Raw genomic sequence first — 18,528 nt, forward strand, 5'->3', positions numbered from 1 at the left:
TTTTACGTATCACTTTTGGTTTCGCGGAAGCGATTGTTGGTATAACGCGCCACGACCTTACGCCAGAAAAGCTGTGCATCGGCATTCTCGACATCCTGCCGGACCCTCCAGCGTCCGGGGAACATATCAAAGATCTGATGCGCCACGACCTGTCCCAGTCCTTGATGACGGTATTTGCGTAAGATAAAAAACTCGGTCACGCTATAGGTGGCAGGCTCTCCAACCTTGTGAACCAGGGCGAAGCCTGCCAGTTTGCGCTCAACCCTGATCAGAAAAGGATAACGGTCAGGATCAGTCCAGTAGTGATCTAAATAGGGATAATCAAAGAGACCATAATCATTGATATTCTTGTTTGTGAATTCACTGTAGTCGTGCAGACAAAGTTCCAGCAGGTTTCGTACGATAAGTTTCTCTTCAAGCGGAGCTACGTTGATCTCAACTTTCATTTAAATACGCCTCTTCATTTTTGATAATACACATGTTTTAGTCGCTACAAGCTATTTCACAAATCGCTGCTATGCGGGCATTGTATCAGAAGGTTAACTCGACTTCTGATACAACATCCACACAGATTCCTTTCTCTTAATAGTGGCACAGACGCGACCATTTTGCCAATGCTGACCTACTTTGGTGTCGGCGTAGGTTTCGGCGTAGGTATGGGGGTTGGTTCAGCCAGCGGCAAGGCCAATCCCCAGTCGAGGAGCGTTGGAGCATCGGCGAGACGATCGCCAATCGCTTTTCCTTGCAAAACGACACCAATCAATGTGTGTTTCGCGTTTCTGGCGGCAAATACCAGGCAATAGCCCGCCTCGACGGTGTAGCCAGTTTTGACTCCGAGCATGCCTGGATAGGAAGCGAGCGCATCGTTGGTATTGACCCAATCGTAGGCGGCATGATCATTATTGGCCGGTATAACAAATTCTTGGGTTTGGACGATCTGGGCAAAGACTGGATTGCGTAAGGCATAACGTGTCAGTTGAGCCAGGTCAGCGGCCGTGGTATATTCGTTTGGATCAGCTTGTTTGTTGGGGCCATCGTAGTAGGTAAGGCCGTCGGGATTAATGTAATGCGTATTGTTAAGATGGAGTTTGTGCGCGTACTGATTCATAAGCTTGACATAGTTGGCTGGCGATCCACTGAGCGTGTCGGCGATCGCGATCGCTGCATCGTCGCCTGATGGTAACATCAGGCCATAGAGTAGCTGGTTTAACGGAACCTTCTCTCCTACTTTCAGTCCGGCATTGCTACCCATATTTTTTACGATCTCGGTAATTGCATCCTGTTTGACGGTGACTATCTGGTGCGGATCGCCTATCTCCAGCGCAATAATAGCCGTCATTATTTTTGTCGTGCTGGCCATTGGCAGTCGCTCGGTTCCGCGTATGCTGAGTAACGTAGCATTTGTATCTGCATCGAGTAGATAAGCCACAGGTGATTTTATGGTCGGAGGCGTGCTCCCAAGGGCATTAAGCACTGGTAGCGGGGTGGGTGTCGGTTTAGGAGTCGGTGTGGGGCCTAATGTTGCGATGACTTTGCTTCCAAGTGGCGTCAGAACCATGATCGGAATGGTAAAGATGAGTTCAATCGCGATGACTAATAGGACGGTTGCAATAACGTAACGCTTCATGATGAAGTATATACCTCAAATTTCTTCATAGGTTTCTTATTATCTACCTTACTCAACACCTCTTTCTGCTTAAGTAAGTAGTGAGTGGTACTGCTTTAGCTGTACTATCCACTACTTACTTCTAGTGCTGACAAAGTATTATTGCCCGCAAATTTTCAGAAAGAAGAGGCCTGAGTTGTTCTACTGGATTTACACTCTTACATCATAAAACGTAGAGGAGTGAGAATATGCTCACTGATTTTGGCATACCAGGGACGATGGTGCCATTGTTCTGCTGTCAGCTCGATGGCTTGATCGGTATCGCAGGCAAAAAGCCTCTCCATCTGCTGCGCAAACTCAGTGCTATAGATCTCTACATTGATCTCGTAGTTGCCAAGAGAGCTCAAACGATCCAGATTGGCTGTGCCCACCGTTGACCATTGACCATCAATGGTACAGGTTTTTGCATGGAGCATGGCGTGTGTATAACCAATGACATGGATGCCTGCATCCAGACATTCGCTAAAGTGACTATGGGAGATCCAGTCCGTAATGACGTGATTCGAGGTCCAGGGAACGAGGATTCGTACGTCAACTCCACGCCCGGCTGCCTCTTTGAGTGCTTCTAGCAAGCTACTGTCGGGGACAAAGTAGGCGTTTGAGAGCAGAATTGAGTGGGCGGCACGATTGATAGCTTCAATGTACATATCGCGAATTGGAAATGTCAGGCGTAGAGCATCATTGCCGTGCAGCGTGACGAGCGGATCAAAACCACGCGAGAGGCGCGTCTTGATATGGTCGTTGCGATTGCTGAAGCGGTTCCAGAAATCGATAAACGAAGAAGCTATCTCGACTGAGAGTGGTCCTTTGATGCGTAGATGGGTATCGCGCCAGGATGCAGCATACAGGCTCCCGATATTGTAGCCACCGATAAAGCTGATCTCACCATCAACAATGAGCAGTTTTCGATGATCGAGCGCGTAGCGCCGTGGATCAAAGAGGTGCAGAATTGAGCTGACCGATAGGTATTGCTGGAGGTGGATGGCGGGATCAAATGAGGCTTTGAAGCTGTGCGGAACTACCAGGTTACCAATGCGATCAAAAACTACATAGACTGCCACACCTTCGGCCGCTTTCTTCTCAAGATGTGTTTTGAAGGCCCAACCAGCCTCATCATCTTTCCAGATATATGTTTCTATGTAGATGCACTCTTTGGCATTATCGATCGCTTCCAGCATATCATCATAGAGATCCTGTCCATAGCAGTATAATTGCAAACAATTATTTTCTAGCTGAACCTCATCGAGCGCTATACGTGGAAAACTACGATTTTTTTTGTTCCTGTCCCTGATGGTCGAGACGATGACTAAGATGATTGCGGTTATGAGCTGAATAGAGAAGATCGAAATGATAAGATCACGTATGAGTAGTTGGATTGAGATTGGCTTGTCAAGAGCAAAACTGAATGGCCTCTTCCGTATAACTTCTGGAAGTTTAAAAGAATACTTCCTCTTTTTCTGGAGCATTCTCACCGGGTGGTTTTTCATATATACAACTCAACTCTATAAAATTCCTATAATAGCCACGCTAAAACAACTTTTGCTTGTTCAATGATATCTTCTTATTCTAGCGTTTTGGTAACCTCTTTGGATTATTAAATAGCTCTATCTGGCTATGCTATGCGCTGAATCGGCCAGACCAGGACCTCTAAGCGCTCCGAATAATACAGGAGTGGCTGTGTGTCTGGTAGTTGGATGCCATGGGAATGTGCCATGGTATTGGTTGTGCTTTCATACTCGGCTGCCTGCAAAGGCCAGCGGAGATGATGGATGTCGGCGCGATATGCCTGTCTGCCGACGTTTGTGTAGAGACAGTAGCGATCAGTGAGCCAGGATTCGATTGAGTGAGGCTGGGCGTATGCCACGGGTCCGGTAGGACGATAGCTGGCGCTAAAATCTGCTTTTGGAGCTCCTCGGTGCGTGCGATGACTGCGGTACTGGATTGTCGTGTCGTTGCGCTGGCATTGCATCAGCGCGTTGAAATAGGGGAGATGAAATACCGCACGTGCAATCGCAACAGCGATCGGATTACCAGCCTCCAGGCTAAAGAAATAGACTCCTGGTTTGCCGTTTGCCGTCACATATGTGCGTACATTGAGCTCGGGAAAGTGGGAGAGCGCGGAAACAGCGGGTAGTCCGCGTGGTCGGACGTTGCTCATACGAAACGGGACTATGCTGATCCAGGCCTGGCCCTCAAAGGTGTCGACCTGGAAGCAGGATGGCATCAATGGACGTAATACCTCTGGTGCCAGAGGCCAATTGGCGAAGAGCAGTTCATGCCAGTTCTGGCGCATAACCCAGCTGCCCGTGGGCAGAGGATAATTACGATATTCCGTTGATGTGAGAATTTCATCTGCTCTCATGCGGCTTTTTCCTTTGTGTGTATGAGATGGCGAAGCGTTGCGTACGATGAATTGGACCATCGTATGCAACGCTTGCGACGCTATTGGCGTATCTGGGGTTCGTAAGGGCCGGTGAGGCGTTCGAAGCGTGGGCGGTAACGTGTCTCATGATAATCTGCGGGATTGACGCGGCGAGCTGGAATATCTTTGCCCGGGATGTCCGTGCAGATGTAGGTGCCATGACGGTGCGCTGCCATGACGTTATCCACTCCTTCACCGACCTTGCTCATGATGAGATTGGCAAAGTTGATCGCGATATCTTTATCATAGACCTCTGGTTCGCCACTGCGCAGGAAGTAGGTCAGGTCGATGGGCAGGAAGCGTACGCCGGGGATACGTGTGGTCAGTTCATCGACTAGAAATTCTGCCACATTAGCTTTTTTCTTATGTCCATAGGCATCCGCCTCACCGATCGTGGGGAGGGTGATGCCCAGGTTGGCACCTTCCGACATGACGACAAATGAGGAGCCCTCTGGATTCTGACGGTCCTGAATGACCAGGTCTGCCAGGGTATCGATATTGATGGCTACCTCGGGAATGATCAGGCGATCGGCCCAGGTGACTGCGGCAGTCTCGAGAGCGGTAAAGCCAGCATCTCGTCCGAAGAGACGGAAGATGACTGTCTGGCGATGTGAGTCAGCCGTTGAGCGGATGCGGTTGATGAATTCAGCGGCCCGACTAATTGCCGTCTGGAAGCCGATACAATAATCGGTGCCAGGGACATCATTATCCATCGTTTTTGGAATGGCCCAGACTGGAATGCCGGCCGCCGATAATTTCGATGCATAGCTCAGCGTGTCATCGCCGCCGATCGCTACCAGGCCATCGAGCTCAAGAAACTCCAGATTTGCGATGACTTCTTTGGTCAGATCGATGCGATCTTCCGGCTTGTGGCCTTCTCCATACGATTTCAGGTGAGCTGGCAGATCGCTGACGCGTGTGTTGGCCGGGTTGGTGCGCGATGATTGCAGGATCGTTCCACCTTGTCGGTCGATGCTGCGCGTATTAAGACGGGTCAATGGCCTCAGATAGCCATCTTTCCAGGTAGCTGGATCTTCTTCATGGAAAATAAGTGCCTCTTGTCCACGTGAGCGATCGAGGAATGAAATCCCTTCCCATCCAGCGCGCAATCCCATCACGCGAATGCCCATCGTCTCGGCACGATAGACCAGTGCCTTAATCGCCACATTGAGTCCTGGCACATCGCCGCCGCCAGTCAGCACGCCAAGGGAGCGGATAGGTTTCGATACATTTCCTGGCATGATCAACCTCTTTTCAATCGAGACTTACTCTTTATAACGCTATACCTTTTTGCTTGTTGGGAGGTAAAAAGGTATATTCCCTTTTCTTTATTCATACGAAAACATTTTCGTCTCACAAAGATGTACAGGGAAAATTATACCACTCTTGTCGACAAGAGATCCTCTATTCGCATGTGACTCTATCATTATGCATTTTTGTTTCTATGGATACTTTTTACATATGGGGATGGATGTGAAAAATGCTCAACCGCCACTCTTATATTCTCCTGTCCAGCCCCTTTTCTCCTCTGTTGAGGTCTCTTGCCTTTGCAAATCCATTTGCAAAACTTGATATCGTTCAGCCAGACGTTATAGAATAAAGAGATAGAGGGATGTCAATTGAAGACATCCCATTTCTTTTATGCCGTATTTCCCTGGTTTTCTTTTCTCAAAACTGGGCTCACTAGATGTGGATGTGACCTCATGGCTGAATCGGTGCTCAAAAATCGGACTTCTCAGATTTCTTTTCGTCTTCAGGTAGGGCTGGCTTTCTTACTCTTTATTTTGATTGGTGCCAATGATGGCACTAGCGGCGTACTTATCCCCAGCATGGGAACATTTTATCAGATCAACAAATCTACGGTGAGCCTGATCTTTTTATTCAGCACCCTGGGTTATCTGATTGCTTCAGTCAATAGTGGCTTGTTGATGAGAAAATTAGGGATTCGACAATTTCTGCTCATGGGAGCGATTATCATTTGCATCAGTATGTTTTTACTGAGCTTGACGCCTCCATTTTTCATCTTTGCGGCCTGCCTGCTCCCTCTGGGATTTGGGATTTCGAATGTGGATACAGGTCTGAATGCTTATATTGCTGGTTTGCCTCGGAGCACCGTTCTCTTGAACTACTTGCATGCTTTCTATGGCGCGGGAGCCTGGCTGGCACCGGTTGTTGCCTCGGCCTTTTTAGCTGTGAAACTCCCCTGGAACAGTGTATATATTGTCTGGGCTGTTTTATGTCTGGTCCTACTGATTGGGATTGCGCTGATCTTTAAGAATCGTTCTACGCTGGAGGCGGAGGCGTCAAAGACAGGGCTGGCGGAAAAACATCTACTTTCCTTGCTGCTCAAGCAGCGCCTCACCTGGCTCTTCTCCTTTTTTCTCTTTTTCTATGTAGGTGTTGAAATCGTGATGGGAAGCTGGAGCTATAGCTTCTTTACCGAACAACGCCATGTGGCTACTTTAGCCGCTGGCTGGATTGTGAGTGGCTACTGGCTGGGCTTGACTCTGGGGCGTGTGGTATTAGGGCATGTCGCACAGCGCTATGGCGAGAAGCGTACGTTGCAAGCCTGCGTGTTTGGATCTGGTGTGGGCATCCTGTTGGTCTGGATTGCGCCTATCAGTGTGCTGGCGGCCTTTGGTCTCTGCCTGACAGGCTTCTGCTTTGGACCAATTTTTCCCACCGCGATCGCTATGACAACTCAGATGGTTCCTCAGGATCGTGTGGGCACGATGATTGGCTTCTTGATCAGTGTGGGATGTGTCGGCGGCGCTTTCTTACCCTGGATTGCTGGCAATATGGCGCAGTTTGTCGGGTTATGGTCTGTGATGCCTTACGCTATCGTTTTGATTGTTTGTTTATTAAGTGTCTGGTTCATTCTTCAATTCTGTTTAAAAAAAGATCATTCATTTGCGTAATGGCAATTGGTACTTTGGTACCGGTACTGAAAATATGTGGGCATGTGAATATAAATTTAGCGTACATTTACATGGAATACTTGAGAGGAATAGTGGTCTTTAAAAAAAGCTGCTCGTATAAATAAAAAAGTGGAGGGCTGTATTTGATAGTAAAGAATACAGCCTCTCCATTATAGATTTATACAGTTATATCTGTCTATCTATTGCAGTAAGCCTTCGCTACCTAATACTTTGTTCAAGGTGTCGCGTTTGATGCGGTATGCCTGACGTGCATTCACGTGTGGCAGTACAACGGCCTCCAGCGCACCTTGTTTGACCCAGCGGCGAACGGTTGTGTCATCGACACGTAAAATTTCAGCAACTTCAGATACAGTTAAAAGATCGCTCATAGTGATATCTCCCCTTAAAAATTCTTGATGTTTACACTCACTTTTATCTATTTAGAATAAAAAAAGGTGTGAAACAATGTCGTAACTGGTTATTACACAAACATTGTATAACAATGTTGTGAAATTGTAAAGATGCTTAAAGAAGTTATACTTTATGCATCCTGTGCTTTCACCATCCTGATTCTTCGAGCTTAGTAGTTGACACAAATAATTGTCACGCACGCCAGTGTAAAAGCCCGATAATTGGCTCCCCATGCGCTATCAGGCACCTTTTAGAACAACACTTCATCCTAGAGGGCAATTGGGAATTGAAGCTGGAAATGTAAATTGACCTGACTAGACTTCTGTACTATTTGTCATATGATTGTAGTATGTAGCAGATACTGGTGGAGGTTTCTAACAGAAAATACTAGATGAAGAAAGATAGAATTAGCCCTGTCATATTCCTTATATTGTTTTACAAATGTATCTGCTTTGAAAGATAAAACAGAGTTAAAGTAATTATAGAGATAAAGATCTATGATACAACCACTGATTTAGAATGAGACAAGACTCACGTAGAAGGATTGTGTTGTGATTTCGTCTGAATCTATCGTCCTCCGCCCGACGAATATTTTGGCAGGATCATCTGTGGCGTGGAATACGAGAAATGGGAACAAAATGGGTCGGGGCTTTTTACGGCCCCGACCCTGTTAAAGAGGTTTGTCATTCATATTGTTTGCGCTACGTTATTGAAGCTCTTCGAGGACTAATCACGCCCCTTCGCGGCAGATCCTACCATCATTCCTTTCTGGAAGCGGCGATCGCGTGTCTCTTGCTGCTGGGTTACACGAGTGCTCAGGACGACACGCTTCTGAGCAGTTTTTCCCCACTGTTGATCGGCTGTCTGCTCAACCTGACGGAGGACCATCATTCCCTTTTTCAACTGCATCATATTTGTCACCTTCGTTGCTCGTGGCTTCTTCAGCCTGTGGATACACTGCAAAAGACGTTTTTTTACGACTGTTGTTACTCTCATGGACGCTTGTTTTATGACTTTGCTCTTACACTAAAGAATTCTTTTTAACTCGCCGAAAAGCGGTAAAAATTTCAGTATATATGCGTGACTCATTTTTTATCTCCTTTCCTGACGAGCCGGCTTTTCTGAGCCGATTTCCTGGTAATTTGAGCACAAAAAAACAACGCGACACTCTCTGAGTGTAGTGTTTCCATATAGATATCGATATATAGTAGTACGCTGTGCGCCGGCTTCAGGGCAGAATAGCACAACTGTGTGTGTGAGTTCTTAACCTGAATGTACGCATACGCGCAGGAGTATATACCTATACGAGAAGCTTGAAAATGGACTAAAAAAGTGCTTCCGGCATCCTTGTGCCGTTACATGAAGCAGAAAAAACAAATGCGAGTTTGGCGCAGCTCTACAAACTTAGGTCTGACCAACTACCGCCAAATGCATAGATGTCTTCACCATTTCGGTCTTCCAGACATCCTTCAAACGTGGGGTTGAGGTGATGGGATATCGAGACAGACATCATGCGGCGGCTGCATTGTTTTCTGCTAATGTAGCTAATCATGCATTTCCTCCGACTTCTTTCTCTGTCTTGATACAATAAAAGTAGCAGTTTTTTCTCTATCGATGTATTACTTTATTAAGATACCATAAAGCAGTACCATTGTCAAGACGATTACAGACAAATTTTGTCAATATCACCAAAATGGTACTCACAGTCATTTGCGTGATTGTTTTTGGTCACAGACGCCACCGAAGATAGCCGTAAGTACAGACAAGACCATAATAACTGATACTTCCTTCCCTTCAGATGAGACATGTGTTGTCGGCGATTTCTTGTCTGAAGGCAAGATAGAGCAAGGGAGAGAGATCAAGGATTAGGAGAGTGGCATGAGTTAGACACAATGAGAAGCCTGCTGCTCCCATCTTTGAGATAATAGGAGGCAGCAGGCTTCTCATGCTTACTATTCTGAGACAGCTAAGGCGATCTCGTCCTCTTCGGTGCTATCTACAACTTTCAGGAGGGCGAGCGATGACACCCAGATCTCGGCGTTTTTGAAATCTGCCTGAGAGAGAGCTGTGCTTACGGCTACAGCTGGTATGTGAGCTGCTGTCGCCGCCTCTACCCCTGCCAGGGAATCATCAATCACCAGACATTCCTCTGGATCGGCATGCATTAAGGCTGCTCCTTTAAGATAGCCTTCTGCATCGGGCTGACCTTGCTTGACATCCTGGCTGGAGACAAGGAGGCGCGGCTGCGGAAGTTTGGCGGCACGCAGTCTCGCTTTCGCCAGTAACGGAGGATCGGATGTGACGATCGCCCATTGTTCTGGTGCTAATTGTTCGAGCAGCTTTAATGCTCCAGACATAGCTACTACATCGCGTGTATCCAGTGTCTGTATATCGTTTAGATAGCGAACCTCCAGCTCAGTTGGAAGCGTAGGAGCGAACTTGTGTATCATTTCGAGTGTCGTACACTCGGGTAAGCAACTGAGTACCTGTGTCACATCCAATTGATGCCGTTGAGCCCATTCGCTCCAATGCCGTTCTCTATTCGCTGACGAGTCGACAAGGATACCATCTAGATTGAAGAGTAGCACACGACAAGTTAATATTTTCTTATATTCTTTTTTCTTAGTCATAAGTATGTAGGTTTTAAATCATCCTTTCTTGAAATGCCCGGCTGTAATACACAGGTCTATCGAGCTTCACGTGAAGTGCAAAAGAAGTTGCCTGCTTTTCAGGATTGGCGATGCTTCACGTCTCGCTGCGTTTGATCCTGTAGGTTGTCTCACTCCCTATAAAAAATGGTTCTGTCTATGCTACGATGGTGCGCGAAATATTGGATACTTTCCGCTTTGTGCTGGCGCTGTTGCCAAAAATAGTCTGCATTATATTGCCAGCGCCATGCCTTTGCATAGTATACATCCTGGAAGTTTATCATGTTAGTGCGAATATCGCATTCTCGTGGCATATATCCAACCAAAAGTAGTGTCGTAATCCGCTTGAGCGCGGCACTACTTTAATCTTCTGGTATCCAGAGATAGGATTGAATCTGGCAGCATTCACGAAAGCCAAGTTTGGCATAGACACTGTATCCCGAGGGTGATGCCTGTAAGATACTGATATTGTAGCCTAACGAGCGTGCCTCCAATAGAGGAGCGAGCGAGATAGCGCTTCCAATACCCTGCCCGCGAGCCTGTGGCAGTGTCCCGACCGAATATAATCCTGCGACACCTGCGCCCAGAAAGAGCGAGGAGGTTGCGACCGCTTCGCCATCAAGGCGTCCCAGGAAGCGGCGATAGGGACGCTCTGGTCCCCAGCCCAGACACTGTTCAAATCTACCATAGTCGGAGTCAAGTGTGAATACTTCTTCACCAAAAGCTCTCGATGAGACTTGAATCCACTCTTCTAAGGCACCTTTGCTTTGGACCTCTTCGATTTGAAAGCGTTCGGCCAGTGCAAGCGTGGCTGGTAGTTGTGTGAGTTCCATGACCATGCCTGGTTCTGTCCCATTGAAGCGGAGGCTGTGCTGCCTCAGGTGGATACCTAGATTTGTGGGTTGTGTATCTGGAAAGATCCACCAGAGCATCGGTACCTGACGCTCCTTAAAGGGAAGCATTGCGGCGGCGATGCGCTCGCTGATGTCCTGTTCATGCATCCGCGTGCGCATGATGACGTTCAGTGATGGTTGAGGTATGCCGGTAATCGCGGCGATGTGATCCTGGTTGTGAGCGGTTTGCGCTCCTGGAACACAGCTACAGTATAAAATAAAAGCAATTAAATTATCTTCGATGGCTTTTACTGCTTCAGAATTGGTGGCTTGTTGGAGGATATGGCTGCGTGTGCTCAATAAACTATCCTTTAACATTGCTTGATTGGATACGCTTACTTTTTATGTATCCTACCATGTGTGTTTTACTATAATCAAGAGCTTTCAGTACAACGCTTGTCATCTCTCAATGGAGCTTTGAGCACTATTTGGTGAATAAATAAAAAAAACCGAAAAATATCAAGAAGCTCTTGAAAGGTGTTGCTCTTATGTCGTATTATAATAGATAATATTATCTATCTGCATCCCGAAAAATAATTCCAACATCAATGCTTGTTATTGAGACAATGATCCCATCAATAAATAGGCGTGGTCAAAAGTTGTTCAATACAAGAATGTTCTTTGTATTAATAAAGAATCCTTTCTATTAACACCACCTACCAATCTGTGCTATGATGTAGGTAATAACTCATGAATAGTAGACAAAGAATATTTGCAATGATGCTGTGTGTTATGGTCTAAATGGGTTCGCTATATAAAGGATAAAAAGAGCGTTTAACTTAGAAACATCGTGTTGTCGGTCTACAACACTAGGCGCCTCTCAGGGGTATGCGATTTTAGGAATATATCTATGGATAACATGGTAATACACGAAATTCCATTTTCTTTTGAGCAGCCTGATCAAGTTTTGAATGCTATGCTCAAGCTCTTACAGCAGCGTCTGAGTCAGTCATTGGTTTCAAAGACCTCTAAGGAGATGACGGTTCGTAACGCTCTGACAGTTTTAATTGTTGATCTGCAACGAGAACGTGCTCAATATGTTGGTGGTTTGTTGACTACAGCAGGCTATAGAACTGTTGTGGCTGTGAATGAGCTAGAGGCTTTTACTTCTTTTTTGCAAGGGCATTTTGTACCCTTAGCTCTAGTATTACGTTCTGATGATAATACTAATCGATTATTTATTAACCGCTTACGGCAACAGTTAGTGCAAAAATATGATTGGGAGCCATTATTTATTCGCTTGCAAGATACCACTTCTACGGTGTTTCCATCTGTGAGGTCTACTGATGGCTATCCAAAAACACCTATAAATCCACCTTTTCAATCATCTCATCATACTAGTCCGCTTCATTCACGCAATACTCACCCGACCAGGGGGAGTAATAGTCAGTGGCAATTTTCAAATGATCTCTCTTCAACTCCCATTTCGTCGGTAAATCATGACGCTATACCGACAGAGCCTGACGTGCATTTACCCTTTACCCATACAAATCCTCCCATATCACCTACGCCGCCTCCATTGTCCACGCCACCTCCATCGCCGACACCTCCACCGGTTTCTCGCTCTGGCTTTGCAACGGCGCCAAACTATCCCGCTTATCCACCGCGTGAGAAGAAGCCGTCTGTGCCGCTGGAATTGCCCAAAGAGCAACAACCAGAAGTTAAAAAAGAGAAGGTCTATCTGGATGGACAAAGCCTGGGACGCTATCATATACGTGCTCGTCTGGGTAGTAGCGCTTATAGCGAAGTCTACAGAACATATGATCGCTTGCGTGAGCAGGAGAGTGCTTTGAAGGCCATCCAGGTGGATATGGTGCCCTATCACATGCTCAATGATGCTCCCGAAGAGGTAACCGTTTTTCAACAAGAGGCTGACCTGCTTGGACCTTTGCAACATCCTCACATTCTGCCGGTTTCAAACTGTGGCAAATCCTATATCAGCGGAGTCAATTTTGTCTATAAAAACATGCCGTTTTGTGCTGAGGGATCTTTAGTAAGCTGGCTGCGACGCAATGGAGGTGTGGGGAGTTTTTCGTTAAAAGATACACTGCCTATCATTCTTCAACTGGCGGATGCACTCCAGTTTGCACATAATTATCAGGTGACCTACCAGAAATTCAAATTTACTAATATTTTAATTCTCAATCATGGCAAACGTATCCAGAAACTTGAGGTGGCATTCTCTGATTTTTCTGTGGTGCAGGATGGCTCGTCTCTTCCAACTACACCCGATGACCTTCCATATATCGCGCCAGAACGTTGGGATCATATCGTCTCGCCTGCCTCCGATCAATATGGTTTTGCCGCGATCGTTTATGAGATTCTTACCGGTCGTCCGCCATTTCAGGGGACAACTGAACACGTGATGAAGATTTTACATACGACAAAGATGCCACCGCCGCCATCCACACTAAATCCGAAGCTACCGCGCACCGTAGATGCTGTCTTCGCGACCGCTCTGGCAAAAAAGCCGACCGATCGTTTTGGATCGGTCTCTTTGATGGCTCAAACCCTTCAGCGTTGCTAAGAATGTCCTTTTTTATCGCTGTCATGCTATCGTCGTTGCTATGGATAAAAGATGAACCAAAAAGTCCTGGAGATAGGTTTTTATTATAAAGCCTATCTCTTTTTGATAGGCCGGATGGAGAAAAAAGTCTGGTCGCACACAAAGAAGCGGATATCCCTGGAGACATCCGCGCTGAATACGTTCGTCTGTTTTTCACATGAATTGATGACCGCACATGCGTATGTAGTAGAACTATGCGTGTGCTAATTCGGATTCTTCTGAGCCGGTCAACAATTTGTTTAACGTTTCACGTTTAATACGATAGGCCTGGCGCTCGTTTACATGGGGCAATACAATTGCTTCTAATGCGCCCTGTTTGACCCAACGACGTACTGTCGTATCATCTACTCTTAATATATTGGCAACTTCCGATACAGTCAATAGCTCGCTCATGTGGTTTCGCTCCTTTAATTTTTGAGTGTTTGAATACCGTCCGCGACGGCTAATTTTTCAATAACAGGATAAGTTTAAAAAATACCTGCTACTGAATAAAACTATGTAGCTCTTGTATTTATATTGTATAACAAGAATTGATATTTGTAAAGGTCTATCCTCTATTTTAAAAAATTGTTATCCAAAACACTTTTGCATAAGATAGTTATTGTTATTCAGGTCTCCGTGCTATCTATGGTGGTCAGCTCTATTGTAGATACCTGACATCTCTTTACGGCCTCAAATCATAAAAAGTACTATGTATCTATGATATGCTTGCCAGATAGCACATATATTGAAGCCATAAGAAAAAAGTACTTGAATAGTTCTCTGCAACTCTTTTAATGCAGGTTGTTCGAAGCAGCGAGCGTTATCTTAATACTTTTTTTTCTTATCTCAATAAAACTAATAGTTTAAGAGCATGTTTATATATACGAGCCACTGGTGAAAATAGAGACAGTTATCGTACAATTGGGTCAGATTGGTTTGATCGTGCGTTCCTCTAAAATACTCAATGAGACGATTCAAGTGAACATACGGGCTGCATATACTCGGCCTGCGAAATGTTCGCTATTAACATATCAGAAAGTCGATTGTGAAATAGATATGCAAACAAATATACATGAGCCGTTACATGACAAGCGCAAAGCGCGTTCGCATGTTCATGCTTTTTATACAATACAGCGCTGGGCATTTCGCTTGCTTATGTATAGCATTGTGCTACTTTTTGTACTACTTTTGAGTGGCCTGATTACTCTTAAGACGTTTTGGGGAGCATGGTTATTAAGTTCTGCTGTTCCCTGGGCTGGGATCTTCTCTGGAGCCTTGATACTTGGATTCCTTTTTATCTTTACTGACACCTTCATCCAGGGACAGGAGGAGAGTTGGTTCAGACGCTATGGGACTCAGATTATGGCGACTGTGAATGATATTGAGGAAGTCCATACTATGAAATGGAGGCGCTGGTTTTTTCTTGGTACCATCGAATATCGTTTGAAATTGGCCTGGACTCATCCTCAGACCGAGAAAGTCTACACCTATCAGCGCCGTGTCCGTCATATGCTGCTGCCTGCAAGAGGCACGCAAGTTCCGGTGATTATCGATTTTGATGATCCCACCTACTATTGGCCAGAAGATTTTAAGCGTCCTTATTAGGTGATATCCCGCCAGTGTGAGCTCTCTTTTCCTTATTTACCATGTCAGCGTGATTTTTTATGTGTCACAGACGTTATGTGTGATAGGTCCCTGTATTCTAATGTTTGTTCTTTTCAGATACATTGGTTGGTACGTAGAAAGGTGAGAGGGAAATTATGGTATTGAATAAGATATTTCTCATCGCAGCATTTGTGTTTCTTCTGCTTGGCGTTGCTCCGCTTCCTCATCAGAGTGTCCAGGCTGCCAGAACTATGGGGATGGTAGGAGCGGCCAGCGCGACACATGTGCAACATTTTTATCCAGTCGGAACACGCAATACTCCTGCACTCTCTGGAAACTGTTGGGAGACCTCATTGGCGGCTCCTCGCCCTGATGCCTGGCGTTGTATCGTGACCGATACAATTTATGATCCCTGTTTTAGCTCGACCAACTATAAGGATTATGTCGTTTGTGATACTGCGCCCGCTGTTGATACGCTCGGTATCAAGGTTATGCTGACAGAGCCTCTACCCGCCAGCACGGCCACCTCGGCGGATCATCAACCCTGGACGTTGCGTTTGTCCGATGGCGATATCTGCACTTTTCTAACCGGTGCTACTCCCATCATCGATAACGAGCGCGTGAATTATGGTTGTACAAATAATGTTGTTCTCCCGGGCCTCCCTACCGGAGGGAGTATCTGGACTGTCAAGGAAAAATTGCCTGAGCAGAGCACTCTGGTGAGCCGGCAAGTGCTTGATGCCTGGACGTGATGGCTCTACGTTGCCGATTGCTTTTTACAACCTGCTGCTAAAACCCAGGCGGTTTCCCTATTGCCAGGTCGACATTCTGGTGTCCATAACCGTATTAATAAAATGCCGCGCCGGTTGCGAGATATGGCGAAAGCGATGATAGACGAGGGCAAAAACGAATTCTTCGGTGATGTCTTCGATGGGAAGCAGTACGACCTCCCGGCCGATCTCTCTGGGATAGAGGAGTGCTGAGAGCATAAAGGTGATGCCTTTGCCATGCCTGACCATCTCTTTCAGCCCGGCAACCGACTCTATCTCCACAATCGGTTGGAGGCTATGTCCTTGTGATGTGAAGGCGCGTTCGACCGCACGGCGCAGGCGTGACGTCTCTCCCAGCAGAAAGATTGGCTCGTGCAGTAGTTGGGCCAATGTGACCGATGTGACTTTGCTCTGAGCGAGCGGATGGTCGATTGAGACCATGACCTGGAGTGGCTGATGAAAGAGCTCCTGAACTACCAGGATCTCTGGCCGCACACTCGGATTGAAAATGAGTCCAAGATCCAACTCGCCCTGCTCGATAAGCTTGAGCAGATTATCCGTCCGATTGACACGCACCTTCAATTGAATATGGGGATAGCGCTGATGAAAAATCGGAAAGATATTCGGTAAGAATGCCGTTGTCAGCGGCTCAATGCTCCCAATATAGATCGTGCCATGCTCTCCATCTTGCAAGCGAGCCATCGCCTGCTGGCCCTGCTGGAGCTGATCCAGAGCGGCACGCACATACGTCGCGAAATCCTGTCCCTCCGTTGTCAGGACAACGCGCTGCTTCACCCGACGGAAAAGTTGAACTCCCAACTCCTCCTCCAGTGCCGCAATCTGACGGCTCAAAGCTGGCTGCGCCACCAGGCATATCTCGGCGGCCTTACGGAAATTCTGTGTCTGAGCTGCCGTAAGGAAATAGGTAAGTTGACGTAACTCCATTTTTTCTCCTAAAAGTAGCGTCGTACGCTTGCGTACGATGTTTCTGTAACTCGTACGACGTCGCAGGGATGTGAGAGTTGATAATTAAAAAGCATCAACCACGACTAAAATAGGTATTAGACATATCAATTCTGTGCTATTATACTGCATAGAACAATGATGTCGCTTGTATTGCGGTAGGCAAGTTCCTGCTCTACGGCGCAGACAGGAAAAGTAAAGAGGAGATTGTGCATATGGCAGCTGAAAATCACTCTGTGGACGATCAGACGCAGCAGCGTCCACGTTCGCTATTCGACAAAGTCTGGGATGCTCATGTCGTTATGGATCTGGCAGGTCAGACTCCCCTGATTTATATCGATCGCCACCTTGTCCATGAGGTGACATCGCCGCAGGCTTTTGCGGGCCTCCGTGCCGCAGGCTTGCCTGTACGTCGTCCCGATGCGACGATTGCGGTGATGGATCATAATATCCCGACCACACAGGGCCGTCGACGGCTTGATATTGTGGATAAGGCTGTCACATCCTCGATCGATACTCTTGAAGATAACACGCGTGACTTTGGTCTGACCCTCTTCGATATGAACGATGCACGTCAAGGAATTGTCCACATCATTGGACCGGAACTGGGTATCTCGCTCCCCGGCATGACCATCGTTTGTGGAGACTCGCACACCTCGACCCATGGCGCCTTTGGGGCGTTAGCTTTCGGCATTGGGACGAGCGAAGTGGAACAGGTACTGGCGACGCAGTGCCTCTGGCAGGATAAGCCTAAAACAATGAATATCCGCGTGGAGGGAGAGCTTGCCCGTGGCGTGACGGCGAAAGATCTCGCACTGGCGATCATTGGACAATTGGGGACTGGCGTTGGAACTGGTTACGCCGTTGAGTTCAGTGGCTCGGCCGTGCGCGGATTGTCGATGGAGGGCCGTATGACGTTATGTAATATGGCTATCGAGGCTGGGGCTCGGGCCGGGATGGTTGCTCCCGACGAGACGACGTTTGCCTACATCAAAGGACGTCCCTATGCGCCGCAGGGAGAACTATTCGACCAGGCCGTGGCCGCGTGGAAACTGTTGCCAAGCGATCCAGGTGCACACTTTGACGCTGTACATGAGGTCAACATTGCAGGACTGGGTCCTCAAGTGACCTGGGGCATCAATCCTGGCATGGTCAGCGACGTCAATGGAAGCGTACCTGATCCGGCTCTACAGACAAACGCCGAGACGCGTCAAAGCTATGAGCGTGCTTTAGCCTACATGGGCCTGGAGCCTGGCCAGAAGATCACTGATATCAAAGTCAACACGGTATTTATCGGCTCCTGCACCAACTCCCGCCTTGACGATCTACGCTTTGCTGCTCAATATGTCAAAGGGAAGCACGTCTCGCCGGAAGTACGGGCACTGGTTGTCCCCGGCTCAACAAATGTGCGTCGCATGGCCGAGGAAGAGGGGATCGCCGATATCTTCCGCGAGGCTGGTTTTGAGTGGCGCGAGGCTGGTTGCAGCATGTGTATCGCTATGAATGGTGACCGTTTAAGTGAAGGCGAGCGTTGCGCCTCGACGAGTAATCGTAACTTCGAAGGCCGTCAGGGACGCGGCGGACGCACGCATCTTGTGAGTCCTGCAATGGCGGCGGCTGCAGCGGTGGCCGGTCACTTTGTCGATATTCGCGAATGGTAGCTGACATTCCCTCGCCGCCAGAT

The 18,528-nt window shown here is 47.2% G+C and carries 16 protein-coding genes; 5 read left to right on the forward strand and 11 right to left on the reverse strand.

Features of this window, described 5'->3' with window-relative positions:
• Nucleotides 1-2 precede the first annotated feature (2 nt).
• The 5 genes from AC27N8_RS09790 to AC27N8_RS09810 form a co-directional block, all read right to left on the reverse strand.
• Nucleotides 3-446, reverse strand: a complete 444-nt coding sequence (locus tag AC27N8_RS09790; RefSeq protein ID WP_487066417.1) for a GNAT family N-acetyltransferase — start codon at nt 444-446, stop codon at nt 3-5.
• Between the two features lie 176 nt (nt 447-622).
• Complete coding sequence (locus AC27N8_RS09795; protein WP_487066419.1) at nt 623-1,627, reverse strand: D-alanyl-D-alanine carboxypeptidase family protein; 1,005 nt, start codon at nt 1,625-1,627, stop codon at nt 623-625.
• 197 nt (nt 1,628-1,824) lie between these two features.
• Nucleotides 1,825-2,883 (reverse strand): phospholipase D-like domain-containing protein, encoded by a 1,059-nt coding sequence (locus AC27N8_RS09800; protein ID WP_487066421.1) that lies wholly within the window; start codon nt 2,881-2,883, stop codon nt 1,825-1,827.
• Between the two features lie 395 nt (nt 2,884-3,278).
• Complete coding sequence (locus AC27N8_RS09805) at nt 3,279-4,028, reverse strand: YqjF family protein (RefSeq protein ID WP_487066423.1); 750 nt, start codon at nt 4,026-4,028, stop codon at nt 3,279-3,281.
• Between the two features lie 80 nt (nt 4,029-4,108).
• Nucleotides 4,109-5,329, reverse strand: coding sequence for a 6-phosphofructokinase (locus tag AC27N8_RS09810; protein ID WP_487066425.1), 1,221 nt, complete (start codon nt 5,327-5,329; stop codon nt 4,109-4,111).
• 462 nt (nt 5,330-5,791) lie between these two features.
• Here AC27N8_RS09810 and AC27N8_RS09815 point away from each other — a divergent pair, with 462 nt between their 5' ends.
• Nucleotides 5,792-7,006, forward strand: coding sequence for an MFS transporter (locus AC27N8_RS09815; protein ID WP_487066427.1), 1,215 nt, complete (start codon nt 5,792-5,794; stop codon nt 7,004-7,006).
• Between the two features lie 200 nt (nt 7,007-7,206).
• On the opposite strand, the gene AC27N8_RS09820 is transcribed toward AC27N8_RS09815, so the two are convergent.
• The 4 genes from AC27N8_RS09820 to AC27N8_RS09835 form a co-directional block, all read right to left on the reverse strand.
• Complete coding sequence (locus AC27N8_RS09820; RefSeq protein ID WP_487066429.1) at nt 7,207-7,395, reverse strand: helix-turn-helix domain-containing protein; 189 nt, start codon at nt 7,393-7,395, stop codon at nt 7,207-7,209.
• Between the two features lie 748 nt (nt 7,396-8,143).
• Nucleotides 8,144-8,329, reverse strand: a complete 186-nt coding sequence (locus AC27N8_RS09825) for a hypothetical protein (RefSeq protein WP_487066431.1) — start codon at nt 8,327-8,329, stop codon at nt 8,144-8,146.
• Nucleotides 8,330-9,369: 1,040 nt separating this feature from the next.
• Nucleotides 9,370-10,047 carry an HAD-IA family hydrolase gene (locus AC27N8_RS09830; protein ID WP_487066433.1) on the reverse strand — a complete coding sequence of 226 codons (678 nt, stop codon included), beginning with the start codon at nt 10,045-10,047 and terminating at the stop codon, nt 9,370-9,372.
• Between the two features lie 380 nt (nt 10,048-10,427).
• Nucleotides 10,428-11,258 carry a GNAT family N-acetyltransferase gene (locus tag AC27N8_RS09835; protein ID WP_487066435.1) on the reverse strand — a complete coding sequence of 277 codons (831 nt, stop codon included), beginning with the start codon at nt 11,256-11,258 and terminating at the stop codon, nt 10,428-10,430.
• Between the two features lie 550 nt (nt 11,259-11,808).
• On the opposite strand from AC27N8_RS09835, the gene AC27N8_RS09840 reads away from it, so the two are divergent.
• On the forward strand, nt 11,809-13,485 hold the full coding sequence (locus tag AC27N8_RS09840; RefSeq protein ID WP_487066437.1) for a serine/threonine protein kinase: 1,677 nt from the start codon (nt 11,809-11,811) through the stop codon (nt 13,483-13,485).
• A gap of 231 nt (nt 13,486-13,716) precedes the next feature.
• Here AC27N8_RS09840 and AC27N8_RS09845 read toward each other — a convergent pair whose 3' ends face one another.
• Nucleotides 13,717-13,917, reverse strand: coding sequence for a helix-turn-helix domain-containing protein (locus tag AC27N8_RS09845; RefSeq protein WP_487066439.1), 201 nt, complete (start codon nt 13,915-13,917; stop codon nt 13,717-13,719).
• A gap of 645 nt (nt 13,918-14,562) precedes the next feature.
• Between AC27N8_RS09845 and AC27N8_RS09850 the strand changes: the two genes are divergently transcribed.
• Both AC27N8_RS09850 and AC27N8_RS09855 read left to right on the forward strand, forming a co-directional pair.
• Nucleotides 14,563-15,111, forward strand: coding sequence for a hypothetical protein (locus AC27N8_RS09850; RefSeq protein WP_487066441.1), 549 nt, complete (start codon nt 14,563-14,565; stop codon nt 15,109-15,111).
• Between the two features lie 155 nt (nt 15,112-15,266).
• Nucleotides 15,267-15,863: a hypothetical protein gene (locus AC27N8_RS09855; RefSeq protein WP_487066443.1), complete on the forward strand. Its 597-nt coding sequence runs from the start codon at nt 15,267-15,269 to the stop codon at nt 15,861-15,863.
• 57 nt (nt 15,864-15,920) lie between these two features.
• Here AC27N8_RS09855 and AC27N8_RS09860 read toward each other — a convergent pair whose 3' ends face one another.
• A complete protein-coding gene (locus tag AC27N8_RS09860) occupies nt 15,921-16,826 on the reverse strand; it encodes a LysR family transcriptional regulator (protein WP_487066445.1) in 906 nt (301 codons plus the stop codon).
• A 233-nt stretch (nt 16,827-17,059) separates the two neighbouring features.
• Here AC27N8_RS09860 and leuC point away from each other — a divergent pair, with 233 nt between their 5' ends.
• On the forward strand, nt 17,060-18,505 hold the full coding sequence (gene leuC / locus AC27N8_RS09865) for a 3-isopropylmalate dehydratase large subunit (RefSeq protein WP_487066447.1): 1,446 nt from the start codon (nt 17,060-17,062) through the stop codon (nt 18,503-18,505).
• Nucleotides 18,506-18,528 lie beyond the last annotated feature (23 nt).

It is taken from the genome of Dictyobacter sp. Z7_2 (genome assembly GCF_057551105.1).

What these genes read in the sequence shown, in the direction of transcription:
- AC27N8_RS09795 (WP_487066419.1), bottom strand. Translation starts at nt 1,627, where the DNA reads ATGAAGCGTTACGTTATTGCAACCGTCCTATTAGTCATCGCGATTGAA.
- AC27N8_RS09850 (WP_487066441.1), top strand. Translation starts at nt 14,563, where the DNA reads ATGCAAACAAATATACATGAGCCGTTACATGACAAGCGCAAAGCGCGT.
- AC27N8_RS09840 (WP_487066437.1), top strand. Translation starts at nt 11,809, where the DNA reads ATGGATAACATGGTAATACACGAAATTCCATTTTCTTTTGAGCAGCCT.
- AC27N8_RS09845 (WP_487066439.1), bottom strand. Translation starts at nt 13,917, where the DNA reads ATGAGCGAGCTATTGACTGTATCGGAAGTTGCCAATATATTAAGAGTA.
- AC27N8_RS09825 (WP_487066431.1), bottom strand. Translation starts at nt 8,329, where the DNA reads ATGATGCAGTTGAAAAAGGGAATGATGGTCCTCCGTCAGGTTGAGCAG.
- leuC (WP_487066447.1), top strand. Translation starts at nt 17,060, where the DNA reads ATGGCAGCTGAAAATCACTCTGTGGACGATCAGACGCAGCAGCGTCCA.
- AC27N8_RS09790 (WP_487066417.1), bottom strand. Translation starts at nt 446, where the DNA reads ATGAAAGTTGAGATCAACGTAGCTCCGCTTGAAGAGAAACTTATCGTA.
- AC27N8_RS09810 (WP_487066425.1), bottom strand. Translation starts at nt 5,329, where the DNA reads ATGCCAGGAAATGTATCGAAACCTATCCGCTCCCTTGGCGTGCTGACT.
- AC27N8_RS09820 (WP_487066429.1), bottom strand. Translation starts at nt 7,395, where the DNA reads ATGAGCGATCTTTTAACTGTATCTGAAGTTGCTGAAATTTTACGTGTC.
- AC27N8_RS09815 (WP_487066427.1), top strand. Translation starts at nt 5,792, where the DNA reads ATGGCTGAATCGGTGCTCAAAAATCGGACTTCTCAGATTTCTTTTCGT.
- AC27N8_RS09830 (WP_487066433.1), bottom strand. Translation starts at nt 10,047, where the DNA reads ATGACTAAGAAAAAAGAATATAAGAAAATATTAACTTGTCGTGTGCTA.
- AC27N8_RS09860 (WP_487066445.1), bottom strand. Translation starts at nt 16,826, where the DNA reads ATGGAGTTACGTCAACTTACCTATTTCCTTACGGCAGCTCAGACACAG.
- AC27N8_RS09805 (WP_487066423.1), bottom strand. Translation starts at nt 4,028, where the DNA reads ATGAGAGCAGATGAAATTCTCACATCAACGGAATATCGTAATTATCCT.
- AC27N8_RS09855 (WP_487066443.1), top strand. Translation starts at nt 15,267, where the DNA reads ATGGTATTGAATAAGATATTTCTCATCGCAGCATTTGTGTTTCTTCTG.